16 protein-coding genes, 1 rRNA gene and 1 pseudogene are annotated in these 16846 nt (G+C 38.7%); 8 read left to right on the top strand and 10 right to left on the bottom strand.

The window, feature by feature from the left end; all coding sequences use genetic code 11:
• The 4 genes and pseudogenes from ACR2MV_RS01830 to folD form a co-directional block, all read left to right on the top strand.
• Positions 1-420: pseudogene (locus ACR2MV_RS01830) on the top strand (alpha/beta hydrolase); the annotation flags it as partial.
• A complete protein-coding gene (gene msrB / locus ACR2MV_RS01835; RefSeq protein ID WP_434020178.1) occupies positions 417-887 on the top strand; it encodes a peptide-methionine (R)-S-oxide reductase MsrB in 471 nt (156 codons plus the stop codon). The pseudogene ACR2MV_RS01830 and the gene msrB, both read left to right, overlap by 4 nt.
• A gap of 96 nt (positions 888-983) precedes the next feature.
• A complete protein-coding gene (gene ffh / locus ACR2MV_RS01840) occupies positions 984-2312 on the top strand; it encodes a signal recognition particle protein (RefSeq protein WP_434020179.1) in 1329 nt (442 codons plus the stop codon).
• A gap of 50 nt (positions 2313-2362) precedes the next feature.
• On the top strand, positions 2363-3241 hold the full coding sequence (folD, locus tag ACR2MV_RS01845) for a bifunctional methylenetetrahydrofolate dehydrogenase/methenyltetrahydrofolate cyclohydrolase FolD (RefSeq protein WP_434020181.1): 879 nt from the start codon (positions 2363-2365) through the stop codon (positions 3239-3241).
• On the opposite strand, the gene ACR2MV_RS01850 is transcribed toward folD, so the two are convergent.
• The 5 genes from ACR2MV_RS01850 to ACR2MV_RS01870 all read right to left on the bottom strand — a co-directional run bounded on the left by ACR2MV_RS01850 (position 3242) and on the right by ACR2MV_RS01870 (position 7877).
• The gene (locus tag ACR2MV_RS01850) at positions 3242-4630 is read right to left on the bottom strand and encodes an amidohydrolase family protein (protein ID WP_434020182.1); all 1389 of its coding nucleotides are present in this window, start codon (positions 4628-4630) and stop codon (positions 3242-3244) included.
• A 105-nt stretch (positions 4631-4735) separates the two neighbouring features.
• Entirely contained in the window at positions 4736-5098 is a 363-nt protein-coding gene (locus ACR2MV_RS01855) for a cupin domain-containing protein (RefSeq protein WP_434020183.1), read from the bottom strand.
• A complete protein-coding gene (locus ACR2MV_RS01860; protein WP_434020184.1) occupies positions 5085-5732 on the bottom strand; it encodes a pyridoxamine 5'-phosphate oxidase family protein in 648 nt (215 codons plus the stop codon). Before ACR2MV_RS01860 ends, ACR2MV_RS01855 begins: the two co-directional genes overlap by 14 nt.
• A 31-nt stretch (positions 5733-5763) precedes the next feature.
• Positions 5764-6297, bottom strand: a complete 534-nt coding sequence (locus ACR2MV_RS01865) for a hypothetical protein (protein ID WP_434020185.1) — start codon at positions 6295-6297, stop codon at positions 5764-5766.
• A gap of 77 nt (positions 6298-6374) precedes the next feature.
• A complete protein-coding gene (locus ACR2MV_RS01870) occupies positions 6375-7877 on the bottom strand; it encodes a helicase HerA-like domain-containing protein (RefSeq protein WP_434020186.1) in 1503 nt (500 codons plus the stop codon).
• 160 nt (positions 7878-8037) lie between these two features.
• Between ACR2MV_RS01870 and ACR2MV_RS01875 the strand changes: the two genes are divergently transcribed.
• Positions 8038-8667, top strand: a complete 630-nt coding sequence (locus tag ACR2MV_RS01875; protein WP_434020187.1) for a 7-carboxy-7-deazaguanine synthase QueE — start codon at positions 8038-8040, stop codon at positions 8665-8667.
• 17 nt (positions 8668-8684) lie between these two features.
• Here the strand turns inward: ACR2MV_RS01875 and cmk are convergent, their stop codons facing one another.
• The 3 genes from cmk to ACR2MV_RS01890 all read right to left on the bottom strand — a co-directional run bounded on the left by cmk (position 8685) and on the right by ACR2MV_RS01890 (position 11269).
• Positions 8685-9386, bottom strand: a complete 702-nt coding sequence (cmk, locus tag ACR2MV_RS01880) for a (d)CMP kinase (protein WP_434020189.1) — start codon at positions 9384-9386, stop codon at positions 8685-8687.
• A 1-nt stretch (position 9387) separates the two neighbouring features.
• Entirely contained in the window at positions 9388-10413 is a 1026-nt protein-coding gene (gene porQ, locus ACR2MV_RS01885) for a type IX secretion system protein PorQ (RefSeq protein ID WP_434020190.1), read from the bottom strand.
• Between the two features lie 82 nt (positions 10414-10495).
• A complete protein-coding gene (locus tag ACR2MV_RS01890; protein ID WP_434020192.1) occupies positions 10496-11269 on the bottom strand; it encodes an XRE family transcriptional regulator in 774 nt (257 codons plus the stop codon).
• Between the two features lie 82 nt (positions 11270-11351).
• On the opposite strand from ACR2MV_RS01890, the gene ACR2MV_RS01895 reads away from it, so the two are divergent.
• Together ACR2MV_RS01895 and dinB are read left to right on the top strand one after the other, a co-directional pair.
• Positions 11352-14327 carry a DNA polymerase III subunit alpha gene (locus tag ACR2MV_RS01895; protein ID WP_434020193.1) on the top strand — a complete coding sequence of 992 codons (2976 nt, stop codon included), beginning with the start codon at positions 11352-11354 and terminating at the stop codon, positions 14325-14327.
• On the top strand, positions 14324-15547 hold the full coding sequence (dinB, locus tag ACR2MV_RS01900; protein ID WP_434020194.1) for a DNA polymerase IV: 1224 nt from the start codon (positions 14324-14326) through the stop codon (positions 15545-15547). Before ACR2MV_RS01895 ends, dinB begins: the two co-directional genes overlap by 4 nt.
• Before the next feature lie 8 nt (positions 15548-15555).
• On the opposite strand, the gene ACR2MV_RS01905 is transcribed toward dinB, so the two are convergent.
• Positions 15556-16551 (bottom strand): M28 family peptidase, encoded by a 996-nt coding sequence (locus ACR2MV_RS01905; protein WP_434020195.1) that lies wholly within the window; start codon positions 16549-16551, stop codon positions 15556-15558.
• Positions 16552-16591: 40 nt separating this feature from the next.
• Here ACR2MV_RS01905 and ACR2MV_RS01910 point away from each other — a divergent pair, with 40 nt between their 5' ends.
• Positions 16592-16714 (top strand): hypothetical protein, encoded by a 123-nt coding sequence (locus ACR2MV_RS01910; RefSeq protein ID WP_434020196.1) that lies wholly within the window; start codon positions 16592-16594, stop codon positions 16712-16714.
• A gap of 49 nt (positions 16715-16763) precedes the next feature.
• Here the strand turns inward: ACR2MV_RS01910 and rrf are convergent.
• Positions 16764-16846 (bottom strand): 5S ribosomal RNA (gene rrf / locus ACR2MV_RS01915); the annotation flags it as partial.

A 16846-nucleotide genomic window follows, 5' to 3' on the forward strand; every position in this document is an offset into this window, starting at 1 on the left:
TTTGACGCCGCGATCGGTCATTCATTTGGAGCAATGTCTCTCATTAATGCGGTTGCTGATGGCTTAAAAGTGGATAAGCTCGTAGCTATTGGCGCCGATAATTCGATTCCTAAAATCTTCGACTATACCGTTGAAAAAATTGAGTTAAAACCGATTATTTCAACAAAAATGCGACGCCTGTTTGAGCAACGTTTCCACCAGGATTTAGATAGTCTTACTTCTGAACACAAAGCCTTAAAAATTGATATACCTACTTTTGTCATTCACGACAGTGAAGATAAATATGTACATGTAAGTAGTGCCATTTCCATACGTCAAAATTTAAGAAATGGAGAATTATTAATTACAAACGGACTCGGCCATCACAAAATATTTAAAGATCAGTTTGTGATCGGTCGTATTATTGATTTTATAGAATGAAAAATTTAGCACTATTCTGCCTTTTATTGCTGAGCACAGCAATAATGGCTCAAGAAAATTCAGACATGGAGAAAAACGGAAAAAAAACAGAAGAAGAATGGAAACAGGTCCTGAGTCCTGAGCAGTATTATGTACTGAGAGAAAAAGGAACTGACCGCCCTGGAAACGGAGGCTATACAAAACATTTTGAAAAAGGAACCTACCATTGTGCGGCTTGTGATGCCCAGCTTTTTGAATCAGGCAGCAAATATGAATCACATTGTGGCTGGCCTTCATTTGACGATGCGATCGAAGGATCAGTTGCCTATGTATCAGACAGGTCTCATGGTATGGTCAGAACTGAGATTATTTGCACAAACTGTGATGGTCATTTAGGTCATATCTTTGATGATGGACCAAAAGACACCACAGGAAAACGTTACTGTGTAAATACTACTTCCATTCGATTTGAAAAATCAGAACAGTAAGAAATTATACACTCTTTTCTTCTTAAAATCTTGAGAGTATTTTCATATCTTTGCCAGCTGTAAACAACACTATCGTATATAATCTGATAAGAAAATATGTTCAATAATTTAAGTGATAAATTAGATAAGGCATTTCATGTACTGAAAGGTCATGGAAGTATAACGGAGATCAATGTTGCTGAGACTTTAAAAGAGGTCAGGAGAGCTTTATTAGATGCCGATGTCAACTTTAAAATTGCCAAAACCTTTACCAATACTGTCAAGGAAAAAGCCTTGGGTCAGGATGTATTAACAACCCTGAATCCTGGTCAGTTAATGGTGAAAATTGTCAAAGATGAATTGACTGAACTTATGGGTGGTGACACAGTTGGACTGAATTTAAAAGGTGCGCCAACTGTTATTTTAATGTCTGGTTTACAGGGGTCAGGTAAAACGACCTTCTCCGGGAAATTAGCCAATTATTTAAAAAATAAAAAAACCAAAAATGTTTTATTGGTAGGTTGTGACGTTTACCGACCTGCTGCCATCAATCAGCTTAAAGTTGTTGGAGACCAGGTAGGTGTTGAAGTTTATGCCGAAGAAGGCAATATGAACCCTGTTCAAATTGCTGAAAACGCTGTAAAGCACGCCAAAGCCAATGGAAAGAACGTCGTTATTATTGATACCGCAGGTCGTTTGGCGGTAGATGAAGAAATGATGACGGAAATTTCAAACATCCACAAGGCCATTGAACCTCAGGAAACACTGTTTGTTGTTGATTCTATGACGGGGCAGGATGCTGTGAATACGGCAAAATCCTTTAATGATGTTCTAAATTTTGATGGTGTTATTCTTACCAAATTAGATGGTGACACCAGAGGTGGAGCTGCTTTGTCTATCAAATCGGTGGTCGACAAGCCTATCAAGTTTATAGGAACCGGGGAAAAAATGGAAGCCATTGATGTCTTTCACCCTGATCGTATGGCCGAGAGAATTCTTGGTATGGGAGATGTTGTTTCTTTGGTGGAACGTGCTCAGGAGCAATACGATGAAGAAGAAGCAAGAAAAATTCAAAAGAAAATTGCTAAAAATCAATTTGGTTTTGATGATTTCTTAAAGCAGATCCAACAGATTAAGAAAATGGGGAACATGAAGGATCTTGTCGGAATGATACCCGGAGCCGGAAAAATGATGAAGGATGTGGATATTGATGACGATGCCTTTAAAGGGATTGAAGCCATTATTCATTCTATGACACCGGCCGAAAGAAGCACCCCATCCATGATAAACGCCAGTAGGAAGAAAAGAATTGCAAAAGGCTCTGGAACTAATGTTCAAGAGGTGAATCAACTGATGAAACAATTCAATCAAATGAGCAAAATGATGAAAATGATGCAAGGCGGCGGCGGTAAAAAAATGATGCAAATGATGAAAGGAATGCAGTAGCAATTTCTTTCAATCAATTCCATACTATTAAAAACTAAAAATCATTCGACATGATCATTCTGGACGGTAAAAAAACTTCTGATAATTTAAAAGATGAGATTGCTGTCGCTGTAAAAAAGCGTAAAGATGCCGGATTAAAAACACCACATTTAGCAGCAATTATTGTTGGGACTGACGGCGCCAGCATGACCTATGTCAACAGTAAGGTAAAGTCATGTCAGAAAGTTGGATTTAACTCCACTCTTATAGACCTTCCTGAAGATACAACTGAAGAGCAATTGCTCCACGAGATTGAAGATTTAAACAAAGACCAGGATATTGATGGCTTTATTGTGCAATTACCTTTACCAAAGCAAATTGATGAACAAAAGGTTTTGATGGCTGTGGATCCTGACAAGGATGTCGATGGTTTCCATCCTGTTAATGTGGGTAAAATGACCCTTGATCTACCTTCCTTTTTGCCAGCCACACCGTATGGTATACTTGAATTGCTCGAGCGATACAAGGTAGAGACCTCAGGAAAAAATGTGGTGGTCATTGGTCGAAGTCATATCGTGGGGAGACCTATGAGTATTTTACTCAGTCAAAAAAGAACTGTTGGGAATGCAACTGTTACCATAGCCCATAGCCGAACCAAAGACCTTGCATCCATTACAAGAGAAGCTGATATCGTTGTTGCAGCTTTAGGAATTGCAGAATTTCTGACAGGTGATATGGTCAAGGAAGGATCGACAATTATCGATGTCGGGATCACACGAGTTAGTGATGCCTCAAAAAAACGAGGATATAGATTGGCCGGGGATGTTGATTTTGAATCTGTAAGTAAGAAAGCGGCATTTATCACTCCTGTTCCGGGAGGGGTTGGTCCGATGACAATCGCTATGTTGTTAAAAAATACATTGATCGCCTGTGAAAACAGGGATGCTTAATTATAACGTATTCTTATAAATTTTCCCATCCTTCATGATTAACTTCATGGGTTTAATTTCTGTTCTTGGTGCAGCATCGAACCATTTTTCATTCGCACCAATGAGGCTCAAATCTTCTAAAGGATTGCCATCAACGATGAGTAAATCTGCATACCCACCAACTTCAATTACTCCCAATGAACCTTGAAAATATGGATCCAGTGTTTCACCGCATAGCTTGACCATTTTTCCATTGACAGAAGTCAAGGATTTCAAGGTAAATAAATTACCTAAAAATTCGCCGCTTAGATAGATGGAATGATCAGACTGCTTTTCACATGTTGGCACATCTCCAACACAATCACATTGAAATCCCAAATCAGGCTGCAATTCATTGACATTTTTAATATAGTTCCCGAATGCCTTTTGAGCCGTTTCTGCCTTTCGGGCCGAAGCCGGATTAGAACTAATTGCCTCTATTTCTCCTAAATAAGGAGAAAAAGCAGTCATGTTTGTGGTCATAAAAGCGCCCTTTTCCTTCATAAGTTTCGCAACATCTTCATCAAACATAAAGGCATGCTCTAAAGTTTTCACACCATTCTCCAAACAACGCATCATAGATTTTTTGCTATAGGCATGTGACATAACATAAGAACCATATGCGTCTGCCACCTCAACGGCCGCTCTGATTTCTTCCGCTGAATAGGCATCCAATTGCCATGGATCAAAGGAAGAAGCCACCCCTCCACTCGACATTATTTTTATCTGAGTAGCGCCTTGCATAAAATTCTGTCTGGCTCCGGTTTTGATCATATCAACTCCATCGGCTGTAAAGGTCATATTATTTCTTCCTCCTGAAGAATGAGCCCCATAAACTGTCTCATTTGGAGTCGTGAAATTTCTAAAATCAGCATGAGATCCTGTTGGACCAATAAAAGCTCCTGAAGGATATATCCTTGGGCCATCTACAACTCCTGCATCGATGGATTTTTTCAAACCAGCTCCCATTCCACCAGCATCTCTCCAGGTTGTAAAACCGGACATCAACGCTGACTTTGCTCTCGCCACACCTCTAACTGCCAATTCATCATAACTTCTGTTATTTTCAATATCGGGTAAAGAATTTCCATTCATATATAAATGACCGTGACCTTCTATAAGACCGGGCATCAAGGTCCCTCCTTTTCCATCTATTAGTAAAATTTCTTCAGAATGCTTTATACCTTTATTCACTTCTTTGATTAGGTTATTCTCTATCAAAACATCCGCTTCAATTAATTTATCGCTTAGCCCATCCCATACCTTTACATTGGTAATTAGAATCAAATTAGAGGATTCTTTTTCTTGGGCGAAGAGGGAAGCATTTATGCATAGGAATACAAGTACTAAAAAAGTTTGAAAATTTTTCATCGGAGGAGTAAGTTTTAGTTAGTGCAATTGAATAAGTCACCTACTAAAATAGCGATTTTTTAATAAAAAACCAATCGCACCGACAAACAGAAATTCATTAAATAATCACTCTTCTTCCCTGTTGGCCAGATCTAAGTGAAAAGGTGGATTACAGATGGCAATATATTCACAGGCAGTATCAAATGGATTTGAATATTGCACTCTTGTTCCTTTCAGAATCTTAATGGATTCTCCAGCTGACAAGACAACTTCTTCATTATCAATGATAAATTTTTTCTTTCCGCTAATGATATACGTATATTCATCAAAGTCAGGTGTTTGAAATGGTTCTGACCAACCTGGAGGGGCCACCATATGTGCCAGACTTATATCTGCTTTTACAGAGGCATGTCCAAAATGCTCTTCAATTAATTTGCCATCATCAGTTGGTACAATAAAAGGCTGCTTTTGAATCTTATAGTTTTTCATTCTCAATGTTTAAAACGCTTTTTGGCAACTCAGTAGGATGCTTAAGCAAGGGATCAGGAATCGCTGCTCCATAGGTTCTTTCAATTGGAACAATTCCTGCCCAAATGTCAAGATCATAATCCTTTTTATCATCACCGACTCCTTCTTCACGAATTTTTGCGGAACCCTCTTGGATCTTCAGCTTTAATACTTTTGTTACGTTGAGTTCCTTATCATTTGGTTTTCGTACTTCTTCCCACCGGTCTTTGATAATCTGATCAGAAATAATATGAAGCGCCTTCATTCGCTCCTCTTCATCCGACACTAAGGTTGCCGTTCCAAAAAGTGTCACGGATTCATAATTTAATGAATGATGAAAGGCAGATCTAGCCAATACAAGGGCATTGGTTCTGGTTACATTGATCGACACAGGAACTCCAGTTTCAAGTGTTTGAAGCATTCGACTTACACTGGCACCGTGGAAATAGAGTAAATCCCCACTTCTTCCATAGATAGTCGGAATGACAATTGGATGCTCATTGTGAACAAAACCGATTTGACAGATAAAATCTGCATCCAGAATTCTATAAACGGTTTCCTTATCATAAAAACCCCTTTTCGGTATTCTCTTTACCTTTGACCGTTCAGTTTTCATGATCCATATTTTTTAAATCCCTATCGCTCTACTATTCAAACCAAAGCGATATATAATTGATCTTGGCCTTATCAGGAATCTGGTCGGCACGTATTTCACGCATGTCAAATTCATCAAGATTCAAATCACTTTTATTTAATAAGATCGTAGCATTCAATTCATTTACAAACAGGATCGCCGCCGTAAAAGAAGTTTCGATTTCATCGATTGAATAGGTATCGGCTACATCTTTATACACGGATTTTGTTGAGATGCCTTTTTCTGTCATATACTTGTCACTATAGATCTTTACCAGCTTCAACCCCTTCACAGAATCATTTTCAACCTCGGTCAAAAAAATCAATGCGGGTTTGCCATCAGCCTCAAACACTCTATACTCTCTTTTTATGTCAGATTTAACAGGATACTTTTCGATCGAATCGTTCTTAAATATCTTATCCAAGTCTTCAAGACTCGTATTCTTTGTAATTTCTCCCAATTGATTCTTAAGAATCATAGTATCCTTATCCTGACCACATTGTACCAAGAGAATTGACAGTAAAATCAGTCCAACAATTTTATTCATTTTTAGTTTTTTAATTTTTTGACATGGCACAATATATAGACACAATTCAAATCATGCAAATTTAAATTTCATTAACTCTACTTCTTAAAAGCTTTATTCAAAATCCCAAAAACACCTCTTATAAAAGTAGCACTTGTCACCACTTTAATAATTGGGTTGATGGTTGTTCTACCAGACTTTTTAGATTTGGTCACAGCCTTCTTTTCTTCTTCGACTTCCTTTTTAGCAGTCTTAATTTTTTCATTTAATAACTCATAGGCACTTTCACTATCAATATGCTCGTTGTACCTGGAGGCAATTTCAGACGAAGCTATTTGCTCTTTCAGCTCCTTTGAGGATAAAATATCCATTCTACTCATCGGCGCTCGTAACATTGTCTTTACCAGTGGCGTAGGAACACCTTTTTCATTTAATGCCGAAACCAGGGCTTCACCAATTCCCAATTCGGTCAAAACTTTTGAGGTTTCGTAATATTCCGAATCTGGATAATTTTCAGCAGCCAATTTAATAGCCTTTCTGTCTTTAGCCGTAAAAGCGCGCAACGCATGCTGAATTTTCAATCCCAGTTGCGACAGCACATCCGAAGGAATATCTTTTGGGTTTTGTGTTACAAAATATACACCAATACCTTTTGATCGTATCAATTTCACAATACTCTCCAATTGATCTAATAAAGACTTGGAAGCATTTTCAAAAACAACATGCGCCTCGTCAATAAACAGTACCAATTCCGGTCTGTCACTATCTCCTAATTCAGGAAAAGAACCATATATCTCAGCCAGAAGCTGCAGCATAAAAGTACTGAACATCTGAGGTTTGTCCTGAATATCTGTCAACCTCAATACCGAAATCATCCCACGACCATCATCTGAAAGTCGGCACAGATCCTTCACATCAAAAGAACGTTCTCCAAAAAACAGATCTGCTCCCTGTTGCTCAAGGGCCACAATTTTCCTCAGGATGGAACCTGTGGATGCCGTAGATATTCTACCATAGGTGGATTCAATCTCAGACTTACCTTCCTGGGTGGCAAACTGCAGCACTTTTTTAAGGTCTTTCAAGTCCAGCAATCCTAAATCCTTGTCATCACAATATTGAAATAGTATAGCCAAAATACCTTCTTGTACTTCTGACAAACCGAGAATTCTCGATAACAATACCGGTCCGAACTCTGAAACGGTTGCTCTTAATCGGGTCCCATCTTGTTCTGAGATGGTCAGGATTTCAACTGGAAAATCATTCGCGTTAAAAGGTATCCCTATTTTTTCATGCCTTTCGTCAATTTTAGGATGTCCAGGACTTGGCTTGGCCAAGCCACTAAGATCTCCTTTCAGGTCCATTAACAAAACGGGAATTCCTTTTTCTGAAAGATTTTCTGCAAAAACCTGCAAGGTTTTTGTCTTTCCAGTTCCTGTTGCACCGGATATGAGCCCGTGTCTGTTAATTGTTTTCAAGGGTATATTCACCAACGAACCGGTTAAGGTTTCATCACCCAGCATGGCAGCTCCAAGAGTAATCGATTCTCCTTTTGAGGAATAACCCTCAGCTATCAGCTCAACAAACTCATTCTTTTTAGACATAGATTTGATTTTTGATAAAATTAACCATTATCTGTAAATATTAAAAATCTAATCCAACGGTTTTTAAGCTGAGAAAAAGGCCTTTTCTAAAGCTTTTAAAAGATAAAATAGCTTTAAAAAATATGACTGCCATTCAGAATATCCTGAGTATCTTTGCGCCATGTTAAAAGAAACCGAAATATTGATCGACAAAGGTGAAATGCTTCCTTTAATGGAGGAGTTTTACACGATTCAAGGAGAAGGCTATCACACAGGGAAAGCTGCCTATTTTATCAGAGTGGGAGGATGTGATGTTGGCTGTCACTGGTGTGATGTCAAGGAGAGCTGGAATGCAGAATTGCATCCGCCAACGCTCACAGATCAAATTATTGAAAAGGCGAAACAGTATGCCAATACGGTGGTGATTACCGGAGGAGAACCACTGATGTGGAATATGGATTATATCACTCAGGAATTGAGCAAAGTGAATCTTAGGGTTCATATAGAAACATCCGGTGCTTATTCTCTTTCTGGTCAGTACGACTGGATCTGTCTGTCCCCGAAGAAAAATAAATTACCCTTGCCAGAAGTATATGAGGCAGCGAATGAACTAAAAGTAATCGTCTATAATAAACATGATTTTAAATTTGCTGAAGAACAGGCGGCAAAAGTTGGCAAAGACTGTGAATTATACCTGCAACCAGAATGGAGTAACAGAGATAAAATGACGCCACAAATCGTGGACTATGTTATGGAGCATCCTCAATGGAAGATCTCTCTGCAAACGCATAAGTACCTGAATATCCCCTAACACCGGTTTGGGCAGGTTTATACCTCTCCTATTTTTTTATTCACATATTTCATTGCTTCAGCATAGGTCTGGTCCACAGTCATATCGCTATTATCTATTTCTATAGCATCACCGGCTTTTACCAGAGGAGAATCTGCTCTTGTTGTATCGAGGTGATCTCTTGAAGTTACATTTTCCAACACTGATTCATAGCTGATATCAACTCCATTATCCGTCATTTCCTTAAACCTTCGATGAGCTCGTTTTTCTGCACTGGCCGTCATAAAAAGTTTTAGTTCTGCATCCGGAAAAACCACCGTTCCGATATCTCGACCATCCATCACAATTCCCTTATTCAATGACATTTTCTGCTGTTGTTCCACCAGTTTTTCACGAACTTCAGAAATGCTGGCCACCTGACTTACCTTATTGGATACTTCAATAGACCTGATAAAACCTTCCACATTTTCATCGTTTAGAAATATTTCAGCATAGCCCAATGCTGTATTATATTCAAATCGCAAATTGATATTGCTCAAATCGGAAATTAGCGCTTGCTTGTTTAACGCATTGTCCTTGATAAAACCTTGATTCATCGCATGATAAGCCACAGCGCGATACATGGCACCTGTATCCACATATACATAGCCAATTTCTTTTGCCAGATGTTTAGCCAGAGTGCTTTTTCCGGTTGATGAATACCCATCAATCGCAATGATGATTTTATTAGGCTCAGTCATGTTAAAATCCTTTTCGAGTTAAGTCAATATACAAGGTAAAGGTACTGGAATTATCCACAGGATGGTATTTTGTAAAGGCATAATCTAAATGCAGTCTTCCCATTTGTAATCCGAACCCGGCCGAGACTCCGGCAAAGGTTCTGGTTTCCGTCAGGTTTAATTCTGCTGCCCTTCTAAAATTATATCCCAACCTTAAATTAAACTTCTTTTCCGGAAAAAACTCCGCTCCAATTACAAAATGTCTAATGGCATTTTGAAAGAAATTGATGTCTTCAGAACTCGTGTTCCCTTCCAGATCCGTTTCATCATTTGAAGGGTTGGAAACCGCTATATTCCATTGCTGCAGGCTGTTGATCGTAAAATGCCACTTCAAGGGAACATCTGATAACTGATAGGAGGCTCCCACCGCTATATCATAAGCAATTTCTTCTCGTTGTTCATCATAAGGTGAAAACTGATAACCCAGGTTTCTGATAACTGCTGTAAAAGAATAGGGTCTTAAATCTGAATAGTAATACAATCCCAAATCCATCGCTGCACCGGAGGAAGTAAAATTCTCAATTTTGGAACTAAGGTATTTTAAATTGGCCCCTGCATAAAAATCTGATCTTGGAAAGTTATAGGCATAGCCCACGGATATTGCAAGATCTCTCGCTCCAAAATTACCCGTTTCTACGCCTTCTTCATCAGCCCCTATAAATTCTCCGTAATTGATGTATTGCACACCCGTGTGAAGGGTTCCAAACCGTCTATTGATCGTATGGGCATAAGTCGCCGATCCCATATTCACATCTGTTAAATAGTTTACATAATTCACAGAAACCTGATTATCCATAAACTTACTGATGGTAGAAGGATTCCATAAAGGCTGATTCACATCGTCATTAATAGTGAGTGTCTCCCCTCCCAAGGCCGCTTGGGGTGCCGAAGTAGGAATGTTCAAAAAATTATAGATTCGCTCTCCCCCTACTTGCGCTGAGATTGTCTGGAAAAGAATGAAAAATACTATTGAGAATCTAATTTTCATAGGTTCTACAAAGAAATGAAATAATGAGGTAATGCCGCAATGAATTATTGATATTGTTGATTGCGAGGATCTCGGAATAAGATCACCCTACTTTCTTCCTGATGGATTCAAGCTGGACTCCAATATTGGTAAGCATTTGTGCGACACTTTCTGTATTGATCTCGCTTTCATCATATTCACTCAAGTTGATATGGCAGGTAAATTCCCATAATTCGAGGATCTCATTTACCGGAACATAATAAGGATCATACTTTCTATTGTCCGACACCATCAGCAAACATTGGTGTTCTTCGACCTTATCAAAGACTCTTTTGTAGACCAAACCGTCATTATGAGTTAGTACTATATAAGTACTTCCACTGTTCAAATGACGTATATCTTCAAGATACCTGGCAATGATAAAAGAACCGCTTTTTATAGGAAGCATGGAATCTCCCTTGATGGGGAAAGCCCTGTGTTTTCCTGTAGGTAAAAAAGGTAATTTCAGGCTATTCAGACTCTCGATATATTCAGGATCCGAGTACCCCCTTAGATAACCTGCGGAAGCATCATCGGCAACGATCTCTACCATATCTTCATTATTTTCATTCACCTTGATAGGGAATAAAATACGCTGCTTTCCAATATGGATAAAAGAAGCATCTTCTGCCTTGGAAAGATCATTTTTGATCAAGATATCTATGGGGAGATTAAAGTAATTGGAAAGTTCGATCAGGATCTCAACCGGAGGTGAAGACCTGCCTTGTTCATAAGAGGCCACACGTTCTCTGCTAATACCCAATTCATTAGCGAAAAACTCCTGGGTGTGGTGCTTCAGCTCTCTCAAATGTTTGATGTTATTTGCAATAAAACTCATAATGGTACATATCTTATCAAGGTGTGGTACAAATATAACCTAAATTTGTAACATATTCCAAAATTATCTTTTTAAGACCTCGATGTACCTGAATACACATACCTATTACAGCTTGCGATATGGCACCATAAAGCCCGAAGAGTTATTAGAAATAGCTCAAAACAAAGGCGTCAACACCTTTGCGTTAACGGATATAAACAGCACTACGGCCTGTATAGATTTTGTACGCTTATCAGCCAAGTACAAGATCAAACCTGTTCTGGGTGTTGATTTTAGAAATAGTGTACAGCAGGAATTTATATTACTGGCCCGGAATAACCAGGGCTTTCAATATATCAATGAATACCTCAGTACTTTATTACATCAAAAAGAGTTTTTTGTAAATGCAGAAGCTCCTGTGCTACCGGAAACCTTTGTGATTTATCCTTTTTCAAAATGTTTAAAACAAGCTTTAAAAGAAAATGAATTTCTCGGCGTCAGACCCGATGATCTTCCCAGATTAAAGTTTTCCAAAACAAAATTACCTCTTGACAAACTGGTGATTTTACAAACCGTTTCTTTTCAAAATAAAAAAGGCTTTAATACACATCGCTTACTAAGAGCCATTGCCAATAATACACTATTGAGTAAGCTGTCACTCTCTGAGCAAGGGCTGGAAAAAGACATGATGTTTTCTCTAAAAGAATTATATGAGCTGTATAAAGACCATCCTGCAATTATAAAAAACACTAAAAACCTTTTGAATCAATGCCGTATTGAGTTCGATTTTGAAAACACCATTCCTAAAAATCAAAAAACCTATACCAACAATGAAGAATTAGATTTCAGGTTGATGCGAAAACTCGCTTACCAGGGATTAAAATATCGTTATAAGAAACTAGGATCGCGCATTTTCAATCGACTCGAAAAAGAGTTGGAAATCATTCGCCAAAAAGAATTTGTCTCCTATTTTCTAATCAACTGGAAGATCTTAAAATATGCCAGAAGTAAAGGGTATTACTACGTTGGCAGGGGCAGCGGCGCCAATAGTATCATTGCTTATCTCCTGCGTATTACCGATGTTGACCCGATTGAACTTGATCTTTATTTTGAACGGTTCATTAATCTTTACAGAAAGAACCCTCCTGATTTTGATATTGATTTTTCATGGCGAGACCGGGATGATATTACAAACTTTATCTTTAAGACCTTTAAAAATACCGCTCTGATCAGTGTATATAATACCTTTAAATTTAAAGCTTCGGTGCGTGAACTCGGTAAAGTTTTTGGTCTGCCCAAAGAAGAGATTGATAAACTTAGTAAAAGACAATTCCATATTGAGCAATTGGATTTTTTATCAAAGCTGGTAATTGCTTATAGCCAGTTTATAGAGGGATTTCCCAATTACCTGGGAATTCATGCAGGTGGTATTTTGATTTCTGAAAAACCGATTAGCCATTATACCGCTACTTTTTTTCCTCCAAAAGGGTTTTCAACAACCATGTTTGACATGGTTGTTGCTGAAGATATTGGCCTTTATAAATTTGATATTCTAAGCCAAAGAGGGTTGGGGAAAATCAAAGAGGCCGTAGAGATTGTTCGTTACAACAGGCCTGAGCTCCCCCCTATTGACATTCATGATATCAAGCGTTTTAAAGAAGATAAAAAAATTAAATTCTTATTGAGAAACGCCAAAGCTATTGGCTGTTTTTATGTGGAGTCCCCTGCCATGAGAATGTTATTAAAAAAATTACAGGTAGATAATTACCTGGGCCTGGTAGCAGCCAGCTCAGTGATCAGACCGGGAGTAGCCAAATCAGGAATGATGCGGGAATATATCTTAAGGTATCGCCATCCGGAAAAAAGAAAAGATGCACATCCCATTCTTTTAAAGATCATGCCTGAAACCTATGGAGTAATGGTATATCAGGAAGATGTCATCAAGGTAGCTCATTACTTTGGCGGACTTACCTTAGGGGAAGCTGATATGCTGAGAAGAGGCATGTCAGGAAAATTCAGGTCCAGAGAAGAATTCTCAAAAGTTAAGAATCAGTTTTTTGAAAACTGTAAACAAAAAGGACACTCTTTTGAATTAACAGCCGAGATCTGGAGACAAATTGAAAGCTTTGCTGGCTATGCCTTTGCGAAAGGGCATTCAGCTTCTTATGCCGTAGAAAGTTATCAGAGTTTATTTTTAAAAGCCTACTTCCCCCTCGAATATATGGTGGCCACTGTCAATAATTTTGGAGGTTTTTACAGGGTGGACCTTTACTTACATGAAGCCAAGATGCATGGAGGAATTATCCAGGCTCCTGATATCAACAAAAGTAATTATGAAACCCGCATTGAAGGAAAAAATATCTACCTGGGGTTTATTCTGCTCCACTCCTTCGAAGTAGCCCATGCCAAAAAGATTATATATGAACGAAACAAAAATGGTTTTTTTACAGACCTGGATGATTTCATTGACAGAGTACCCATTTCAATTGAACAGATCTCTATACTTATTAAGATCAATGCCTTTAAATTCACCGGAAGAAATAAGCGAGAACTCTTATGGGAAGCTTATATGAAAATCAATAAAGTAAGTATGGAAGAGCAGGTGGTTACACTGTTCAAAACAGAAAAGATCAGCTATAAAACACCAGACTTACCCAGCACCAAATACGAAGATGCTTTTGATGAAATAGAATACCTCGGGTTTCCGCTATGCGATCCTTTTGAACTGACCACCGATAAATCAGGGCCTTCCCTCATGGCTCAAAACTTAGCTGATCATATACATAAAACCGTGGTAACTTATGGTTATTACGTAACAGCCAAGCACACGTCTACGCATAAAGGTGATCGTATGTATTTTGGTACTTTTTTAGATAGGGCCGGAGATTATCTCGACACAGTACACTTCCCTCCTGTTGCCAAAAAGTATCCCTTCAGAGGCAGGGGCGTTTATAAACTTACCGGTAAGGTGACCGAAGAATTTGACAGTATCAGCATAGAGATATACAGTATGAAAAAATTAGATATGATGCAGGATGCCCGCTATGCAGAAGAACCTCTTAAACAGATCAAGACATGAGACAGTTAAACGAAAGAAATATTCTTCACATGGATTTAGATACCTTTTTTGTTTCCTGTGAACGACTGATAGACAGTAAATTAAACAACAAGCCTGTACTAATAGGCGGCACTTCAGACAGAGGTGTTGTTGCCTCCTGCAGTTATGAGGCACGCAGGTTTGGTATCCATTCTGCCATGCCTATGCGGATGGCAAAACAACTTTGTCCGGAGGCTGTTATACTAAGAGGAAATTCAGGCATCTACTCCAAGTACTCGACGATGGTGACAGATATTATCAAGGAGAATGTTCCTTTGTATGAAAAATCCTCTATCGATGAGTTTTATATTGACCTTTCGGGGATGGAAAAGTTTTTTGGCTCTTACAAACTGGCCTCTGAGTTAAGAAACAAAGTGATCAAGGAGACCGGGCTTCCCATCTCTTTTGGTTTGTCCATTAATAAAACAGTTGCAAAAATCGCCACTGGTGAAGCCAAACCAAATAATAAGATCAGAATCGATAAAGGAGATGAAAAACCTTTTTTAGCACCCTTATCAGTAAGAAAGATCCCAATGGTGGGAAAAGTAACTTATAAATCTCTTTGTGATCTGGGGATTAGAAAAATTCATACGGTACAGGAAATGCCTTTTGAAATGATGTCGAAAGTTTTAGGAAAAAACGGAGGTTCTATCTGGAAGAAAGCCAATGGTATTGACAACACACCAGTGATACAATACCAGGAGCGCAAATCTATTTCAACAGAAAGAACTTTTGATCGTGACACTACCGATATATCCAAACTAAAAACCATATTAACAGCTATGGCCCAGGAACTTACCTACCAATTACGAAACGGTAACAAATTGACCGCCTGTGTATCTGTAAAGATCAGGTATTCTGATTTTCAAACGTATACCATGCAAAAGCGTATCCCCTACAGCGCTTCTGACCATAGTATTTTCCCTGTTGTACTAGAACTTTTCAAAAGGCTGTACCAGCGTCGTTTATTAGTTCGATTGATTGGTATCAACTTCAGTCACCTGGTTGAGGGTGGGCATCAAATCAATCTATTTGAAGATTGCGATAAAGTGATCAGCTTATACCAGGCCATGGACAATATCCGAAAACGCTATGGCAGCAGAGCCGTCATCAATGCCTCAGGAATGGGAGCGAAAAGTATTGGAAGGAGCAACCCTTTTAATGGAGAAGCCCCACCATTGCTGGCTAACAGAAGACAATAATGAATACCTTACTGAAATAAACCAGGGTCATTTACATGCACGCTTGAATTTAAATTTATAAAATAATCTGCTGCATTTTTATACAACTCTAAATGATCCTGCACCCCACTCCAATCCCAGGCCCCATTAATTTCATCCTCTGGACTATGAATATTTCCAAAATTCAGCTTTGGAGCCATTTCTCCATTCAGCAACCTATCTCCAATCCATAAGGTCATGGCAGGAATGTTTCTGGACAGAAAAGAGGCTGTATCAAAATTTTTATTCATACTATCCACCCATTCCGGAGGGTCGTATATCCATCCACAGCGTTGGGCTACCAACACCATATCATCCACAAAATCTACCCCTTGTCTGGGCATCACAAAAAAATTAGCCCTTTTCCCCGACACATTAAAACCATCGATATTTAAACACATCACAATATCATCCGCATTAAACACGGGATGTTCCAAATAATAAGAAGACCCCACCAGGCCGAACTCTTCTCCTGCGGTAGCCATAAAAACAAGATTCACCTTCGGTGCTTTCTGATCAACATAAATTCTTGCTAATTCCATTAAAGCAGCTACTCCAATCGCGTTATCACGTGCTCCATTATAAATAGAATCGGACTGATCTACATTCTTAATAATGCCATACCCATCATAATGAGCAGTAAATATCAAGGATTTTGTTGTTGGCTCCTGTGCCGGAATAAATCCAATGATATTAGACTCCTGTTCTTCTTGCTCCGGATAATCAAATAACTGGACATACGTTCCGTCAGGAAGTGTTTCCAGACCAATTTTTGAAAATTCATTTGCTATATGTGAGGCAGCCAGTTTTATACCTTCACTACCAGCACCCCTTCCACCTAATTCATCAGAAGACAAATAAATAGTATTCTCTTTAAATCTTTCAATTGTCAGGGACAGATCCCCTTCATTCTCCTGAGCGCTCATATTCAAAGAGCAAACCATTGAACAAAGAAAAATGACCAGACCCACTATTCTGGTATGCATACGTTTGATTTTTATTTAAAGACTCCTGAAAACTGAAATTGTGACACTAAAACAGCAATACATTGATCCGGTTTCGCATTTAAGGTTTTCACGAAGGTGTATTGCCATGGGAGCTTTGTTGTTTGGTGGTGTTGATGGGAGTATGGGGAGTTATTTTGGGTAAATTTTGGGCATAAAAAAACCTCTAACAAATAAATGTTAGAGGTTTAAAAGAAAGGCAACGACTTACTCTCCCACCAGTGGCAGTACCATCAGCGCTGATAGGTTTAACTTCTCTGTTCGGGATGGGAAGAGG

Source organism: Lutimonas sp. (genome assembly GCF_051011215.1).
Taxonomy (GTDB): Bacteria; Bacteroidota; Bacteroidia; order Flavobacteriales; family Flavobacteriaceae; genus Lutimonas.